A 6,915-nucleotide genomic window follows, 5' to 3' on the forward strand; every position below is an offset into this window, starting at 1 on the left:
TTACTATATAATTAAAAAATATATGTACATATCGAAAAAAGTATGGTAATATTGTATTGTAATTTTCAGATTATTAAATTATTATTTACTGTACTAAAGGAGGACAAAAAATGAAAAACAAAATCGGATTATGGGATTTAGTTTTTATGAATGTGTCGGCACTTTTTGGAATAAGGTGGATTGCCAAATCTACGGCATCTAGTTTCGGGCTGGGCTTAGGTGCAATCCCGGTGTGGGTGATTTTTACTTTTATTTTCTTTGTACCAATTGCCCTTATCTGTGCCGAGCTTGCGGCAACGTATCCGCGGGACGGCGGACTTTATGAATGGGTAAAAGAAGCCTATGGAGACAAGCAGGGTTTTATGGTATCCTGGTTGAATTGGACGGCAAAGATATTCTGGTATACTTCTTTTTTAACATTTTTAATGGTAAACGTATCCTATGCAATAGGACAACCTGCTCTGGCAGAAAATAAAATATTTGTAATGGCAGCGTCCCTGGTTATTTTCTGGATCTTATCGGTAATAAGTACAAAAGGTATGGCTTTTGGAAAGATATTTACGAATATTGGAGCACTGGGGTCAACTGTTCCTACAATACTGTTGATTGCCATGGCATTCATATCTGTTCTCATATTTGGACATAAACCTGCATCTGTTTACACAGTTCAGACAATGATGCCCAAAATGGACGTGAATTCATTTGCTGCTATTTCTTCTGTGATGTTTGCTCTTGCTGGCGCTGAAACTACAGCTAATTTTGTGACGGAAATGGATAATCCAAAGAAAAATTTCCCCAAAGCTATACTGATTGCTGCGGCTTTTGTGGCAGGCCTTTATGTCCTGGGTTCAATTGCAATAACCCTTGTTCTTCCTACAGATAAGATAACTGCTTCACAGGGCGTACTTGTAGCACTTTCACAGGTTGCAGCCAATCTTGGAATTGGAAGCTGGTTCATAAAGCTCGTTGCACTTGGAATATCCCTTTCAATTCTTGGAGCTATAATACTCTATATTGCTTCGCCAATAAAGATGCTTTTCGGAAGCGTCAATAAGGGGATATTTTCCAAATCATTTACTGAAGTCAATGAACACAACATACCCACAAAGGCGGTTTATTTGCAGGCAGTCATAGTGACAGTAATATTGCTTGCTACATCTCTGCTGCCTTCAGTCGATACTATATATAACGTACTTGTCACTATGACTGCGCTTACTGCGTTATTTCCCTATGTACTGCTGCTTACTTCATATATTAGACTCAGAAAGACAAGACCTAATGAAGAAAGACCTTATGAAATCTCTAAGAAAAACAGCATGGCAGTCAATATAGCATATGTAGTTCTAGTAGTGGTATCATTGGGTATTGTCCTATCGGCGACACCGGTTATGCCGAGCCTGAAGGAAAATGTAATATATGAAGTTGAAATGATAGGTGGGGCGCTGATTGTAATATTTAGCGGAATTGCCATCTGGAATAACTTTGTAAAAAGGACTGGATTTAAACAGGGTTAGTTTAATAGTGAAAGTTGAAATTTAATCTTCTATTGAATATAGAAAATTAAAAATAATAATTTAACCTAGGAGTGGATTTACAATGATACAAGAAAGACTTAAAAAAGTTTTAAAGCTCATGGAGGAAGAAAAATTACCTCAGATGATAATTTCAGATCCATCTGCTATATTCTACCTTACAGGAAAGTGGATTTTGCCTGGCGAGAGGATGTTGGTACTCTATGTAAACTTAAAGGGAAACAACAGATTATTTGTAAATGAATTGTTTCCTATAAGTGAAGATTTAGGAGTAGATATTATATACTATAATGATGTTCAGAAGCCTGTAGAAATTCTTTCAAAATATGTTGAAAAAGATAAACCTATGGGTATCGATAAAAATTGGGCTTCACATTTTTTGATCAAATTAATGGAATTGAAAGCTGGAAGTGCGTTTGTAAATGCTTCAGAAATTATTGACAGGGTGAGAATGTGTAAAGATGAAAAAGAAAAGGAATTGATGAGAAATTCTTCCAAGTTAAATGATATTGCTATAGACAGGATGATTAAGCTTATTCCAAAAAAGTATTCTGAAAAGAAAATGGGGAAAATACTTTCTGATATATGGGAAGAGCTGGGAGCAGAAGGTCATTCCTTTGATCCAATTGTAGGCTATGGCGCAAATGCAGCAGATCCACACCATGTAATGGATGATTCAACTGTAAAAGAAGGAGACAGTGTAGTCATTGATATTGGCTGTAAAAAAGATTCCTATTGTTCAGATATGACTAGAACTGTTTTCTATAAATATGCACCAGAACACAGTAGAGAAGTTTACAATATAGTTTTAGAGGCAAATAAGAGGGGAATAGAAAAAGCTAAAGCAGGAGTCAGGTTTTGCGATATAGATGCTGCAGCTAGAGATTATATAACAGAAAAAGGCTACGGAAAATATTTCACCCATAGATTAGGACATTCTATAGGAATAGAGGATCATGATTTCGGGGATGTTTCTTCAGCTAATACCGACGTGGTTCAGCCGGGACAGATTTTTTCCATTGAGCCTGGTATCTATATACCGGGAGAAGTGGGAGTGAGAATAGAGGATTTGGTAATTGCCAATGAAGATGGCTGTGAAGTATTAAATCATTATCCGAAAGATTTGATGATAGTAGAATAGTATTTTAAAGAATTTAATACAGTTAAGAAATTTTAGGGAAATTAAGCTGCTCTTATTGACATACAACTTAATTTCCCTTTTTAATGAAATCAACGTTTAAGTCTATGATGCCAGTTTTCAATTCCACCTAAATTGTAAATTTTTTTGAATCCCATTTTTTTTAGTATATGAGAGGCTTTTGCAGATTTTATACCACATTTGCAATACACTACAATGGAAGAATTCAAATCTGGTTTTATTTTTTTTATGGTATCTTTAAAATTCTCAATGGGGATATTTTTGCTACTGTCTATATGTCCTTTGTGGAATTCCCTATGGGTTCTAACGTCAATTAGAAGTGGAGGAAATTTGCTTTCAAGCATCTTTCTCAATTCTCTGCCGGATATTTTTCTTATATGTGACATTATGGCTATCCCTCTTTTTACATGTAAACTCCACCTGAACCTAAGGATCAGTCGATCTAGTAAGCCTAGCTATGGGACCTGTGGGGCTTATAATATTGGTTATTTTATTGTATGGGATTTCTATTTTGAAAAGCCCGTATACATAAGGTGTGTATTCGTAAATTTGATAATACAATACAAGATTTTCAGGAGTTAGATAATACTGTTGATCTTCTGTTATGCCTTTATATTCACTTATTAAATCAATATTATTTTCTTTAATATACTGTATTGCCAGATCGTTTAAAACTTTAGTATAATATACTTTAGGATTAAATAGATCACTAAACTCATATACCTGTCCTGTTTCAGTGTTAGCTGTTATAGAAGAGTATTTTGTATATCCGTGGGCAGCATGGTTTATATAAGTACCTATATTAAAAAGTATACTGAGAATATTTTTTTGATTTAGCGTTACTTCATAGTTTCCAAGTATATCATGAAAGTCGACAATTTCAGGAAGCAGAACTTGACTCCTAAAGAGTTTGCTTACTTCATCTGCAATAAGATTATTGATTTTTGTAAGGGATTCTATTTCTTTTTCATTTGATATTACTGGATAATTTATGCTAAAATTAATAGGTGATAATTTTTGCTCGCTTAATTTTACAGAATCGGTATCTGTATCATTTCTATAGAATTTTAAACAATTTTCGTCAATATTAAATGTATAATTGGAGTCATCAGGGTAATTAAAATAAAGCACTTTAAAATCTCCTCATGCTATTACTTTTCATAATATTTTATTCTGAATGCTCTTTTAATGTGTCAATTATTTTACTAAACCTAAAATAATATGCAATATAATCTATTGCAGTGGAGATTAAAAATGGGAAAAATCAGCTGTATAGAGTTAAGTTATTGATTATGGAGAAATAATATGAAAAATGTAAAAAGTATTATATTGAGAATACTGATAATTATTATAGGAAATGTCGTATATTCCATTGGAGTCAATATGTTTATCATACCCCATAAATTTTTAAGCGGTGGAGTATCGGGTGTTGCAATTATATTTCAATATTTAACGGGAATACCTTCAGGGTATTTTGTTATAGCAATAAACATTCCCATATTTATGGTAGGATTTAAAACCGTGGATAGGAGGTTTGGAATTTTTAGCTTTATAGGCATGGCAGCCATGTCTTTGTCTTTAATTTTTACCAGGACGGTGCACAATTTTTATTATCTGCCGGATCCACTTCTATCGGCATTGTGCAGTGGAATGCTTACGGGAGTTGGGGCTGGAATTGTATTCAAATGCAGAGCATCTCAAGGTGGCACAGATATAATAGCGGTGGCAGTAAAGAAGAAATATGGAATTTCCATAGGAAGAATTGGATTTGGGATCAATGCGGTGATAGTGTCAATAGGTATGATTATAGGGAATTTGCCTATTGCCCTATATACATTGATATCCATGTATATGTATTCTGTAGTAGTTGACAAGATGATTGAGGGATTTGATAAGGGAAAAATAATGTTCATAGTGACTAGTAATACTGAGGATGTAGAAAAAGCTATAGTAGAAAAACTTGGAAGGGGAGTTACTTACCTTTATGGCGAAGGAGCATATACTGGAACTCAAAAAAAGATCATATATTCCATAATGAATTCCAGACAAGTAGAAGAGGCCAAAAGATTTATCCATAATTTAGATGCTAACGCAGTTATGTCTATTATGGATGCAAGTGAAGTGAGAGGAAGGGGTTTTAAATCCAAAATTTTTTGAAAACAATATGGAATAAAAAGATAGCTTTCTATTTATATTTATAGAAAGGTATTCTGGATTTGATGTTAAAAAATAGTTTAAGTAATTTTGAATTTAATAGTGTGAGTTTTCTAAGGCTAAAATGGTTAAAAGCACTTAAAAATATTACTACTCCTCCCAATATTATTACGGAATTTAATATTCTATTTATAAGTGATTTGTTTTTCATTTTAAGTTTAGTTGTGAATTTACCTGCTGTAAAAACTAGCACAAACCACCAAACCATGCTCCCTGTAAATACACCTAGAATTAAAAAAGGTTTATTCATGGGGCTTATTTTTAAATTTGATAAATGCAGTCCTGTAAATATAACTATGAACGCAAAAATAGTAGTCGGATTTGCCAGAGATATTAAAAATGTAGAAGTAAATGCCCTGAATAATAAGTGATGATATGCTGAAGTATTTTTTTCATTAATTTCTTCTATGTTTTTATTTAAAACACTATTTTGCTTCTTATGTACGAAAGGATAAGCACCGAAACAAATTAATATGAGTCCTCCTAGAATACGAAGATATTCTTCGTGTAACACAATAAATCTTTCAATCAACATGAAACCCATGACAGCGAGATAGGCGTAAATACTATCTGTAAATGCTGATCCAAGTCCAGAAATTAAACCATATCTACGTCCAAAAGTCAGGGTATTTTTAAGACATAGAGCTCCGATGGGCCCTAAGGGCATACCTGTTATCAATCCTATAAGTATTCCTTTAAATAAATTTGTCAACATAAAATTTATCGCTTCCCATAATATATTTGAAATTAAAATATTTATATCATTATCCGCATGTTATTATTTTATTCTTAACCAACTATATCTTCAATGATTTTGTACAAGTTTTTTAAGATAAACAGTTGACAAATAGATTGAAGTGCCATATATTATAAATCAATAGAAATTGTTATATGTTAGCTGATTAGAAAAACTAAAGGCTAAGCTTTTAAGTATAGTAGTGGATGTATTATTTTACTATATTTTAAGAAGCTTGGCTTTTTTGAATGAACTTATTTAAAATTTACGAGGTGACAATTATGCTAAATTTTTCAAACAAAAGTTATCAGTTAAAATTTAATATTATAAATATGGCGAAGAAGTTACAGATGAACCTTATTGGATTTGCACCTGTGGAAAGATGGGAAAAATACGGCGAAACAGATCCAGAATATTATCCGCAAAACATATGGCCTGAAGTAAAAAGTGTAATTGTACTTGGCACGCAGATATATTTACCTATGCTTGAGACAACCCCTTCTGTTGTGTATTCTGAATTATATAATACAGCTAACAGGATTCTGGATGAAGCTGCCTATAAAATTTCAAATTATTTGAATGTACAAAAGAAACAGGCATTCTTTTTTCCAAGAGATTGTTATGGGGATATTTCTGTCCTCATAGAAAAACCAGCTGCAGCTTTTTCTCAAGTATTGGCGGGGAAATATGCAGGACTTGGGACAATTGGATATAATCATACTCTCATAACCAAGGAATTTGGTCCCAGGGTAAGGTTGGTATCTGTTTTAACAAATGCTCTGCTTCCACCTGATCCGGTTTTGAAAAAAGATCTGTGTATTAAATGTGAAATGTGTAGAAAATGCTGCCCTACATCTTCTTTTAAGACTACGGAAAATCTTATTGCAGATATGGATAAGAAAAAATGTGCAGCATATCATGCTGAGCTTAAAAGTGCATTTTGCTATCCCTGTGGAGTTTGCATAAAAGTTTGTCCCATAGGTGAAGATAGAAAAGTATATGGCTATGATGCGAAAAAATACTTAGGTGAAAGAGAGGTTCTGAAGAGAAATAAGAAGGACCCTGAATATGCAGGATGGGTGCACTGTAGAGAACATGGTTCTAAAACTGTTCAAAAATTATAATAAAGAGGAGGATGGATGTTTTCATAAATAAATCCATCTTTTTTTTAAAGAAAAATGGTATAATATATGTCTCTTATAAAAATCTCAGAGAAAAAGAGACCGTAATAGATATAGTATGACCTCTTCTGCATCAAAAAAAAAAGAGTCGGG

Annotated in this window: 7 protein-coding genes; 4 read left to right on the forward strand and 3 right to left on the reverse strand. The window is 33.1% G+C overall.

Translation table 11 applies throughout. The annotated features are described in order from the left end of the window. Nucleotides 1-110 precede the first annotated feature (110 nt). Nucleotides 111-1,514 (forward strand): APC family permease, encoded by a 1,404-nt coding sequence (locus J5G60_RS15155; protein WP_207876568.1) that lies wholly within the window; start codon nt 111-113, stop codon nt 1,512-1,514. A gap of 82 nt (nt 1,515-1,596) precedes the next feature. Further along, the gene (locus tag J5G60_RS15160) at nt 1,597-2,673 is read left to right on the forward strand and encodes a M24 family metallopeptidase (RefSeq protein ID WP_150358583.1); all 1,077 of its coding nucleotides are present in this window, start codon (nt 1,597-1,599) and stop codon (nt 2,671-2,673) included. 89 nt (nt 2,674-2,762) lie between these two features. Here the strand turns inward: J5G60_RS15160 and J5G60_RS15165 are convergent, their stop codons facing one another. Then, on the reverse strand, nt 2,763-3,077 hold the full coding sequence (locus J5G60_RS15165) for a rhodanese-like domain-containing protein (protein WP_150358584.1): 315 nt from the start codon (nt 3,075-3,077) through the stop codon (nt 2,763-2,765). A 40-nt stretch (nt 3,078-3,117) separates the two neighbouring features. Beyond that, nucleotides 3,118-3,822 (reverse strand): DUF3298 and DUF4163 domain-containing protein, encoded by a 705-nt coding sequence (locus tag J5G60_RS15170; RefSeq protein WP_150358585.1) that lies wholly within the window; start codon nt 3,820-3,822, stop codon nt 3,118-3,120. Nucleotides 3,823-3,996: 174 nt separating this feature from the next. Here J5G60_RS15170 and J5G60_RS15175 point away from each other — a divergent pair, with 174 nt between their 5' ends. Beyond that, on the forward strand, nt 3,997-4,848 hold the full coding sequence (locus J5G60_RS15175) for a YitT family protein (RefSeq protein ID WP_150358586.1): 852 nt from the start codon (nt 3,997-3,999) through the stop codon (nt 4,846-4,848). A 28-nt stretch (nt 4,849-4,876) separates the two neighbouring features. On the opposite strand, the gene J5G60_RS15180 is transcribed toward J5G60_RS15175, so the two are convergent. Beyond that, entirely contained in the window at nt 4,877-5,620 is a 744-nt protein-coding gene (locus tag J5G60_RS15180; RefSeq protein WP_150358587.1) for a LysE family transporter, read from the reverse strand. A gap of 302 nt (nt 5,621-5,922) precedes the next feature. Between J5G60_RS15180 and J5G60_RS15185 the strand changes: the two genes are divergently transcribed. Continuing rightward, on the forward strand, nt 5,923-6,765 hold the full coding sequence (locus tag J5G60_RS15185; RefSeq protein ID WP_150358588.1) for an epoxyqueuosine reductase: 843 nt from the start codon (nt 5,923-5,925) through the stop codon (nt 6,763-6,765). The last annotated feature ends 150 nt before the right edge of the window (nt 6,766-6,915 follow it).

This window comes from Clostridium sp. HV4-5-A1G (assembly GCF_900184915.1).
GTDB classification, from domain to species: Bacteria; Bacillota; Clostridia; order Clostridiales; family Clostridiaceae; genus Clostridium_B; species Clostridium_B aromativorans.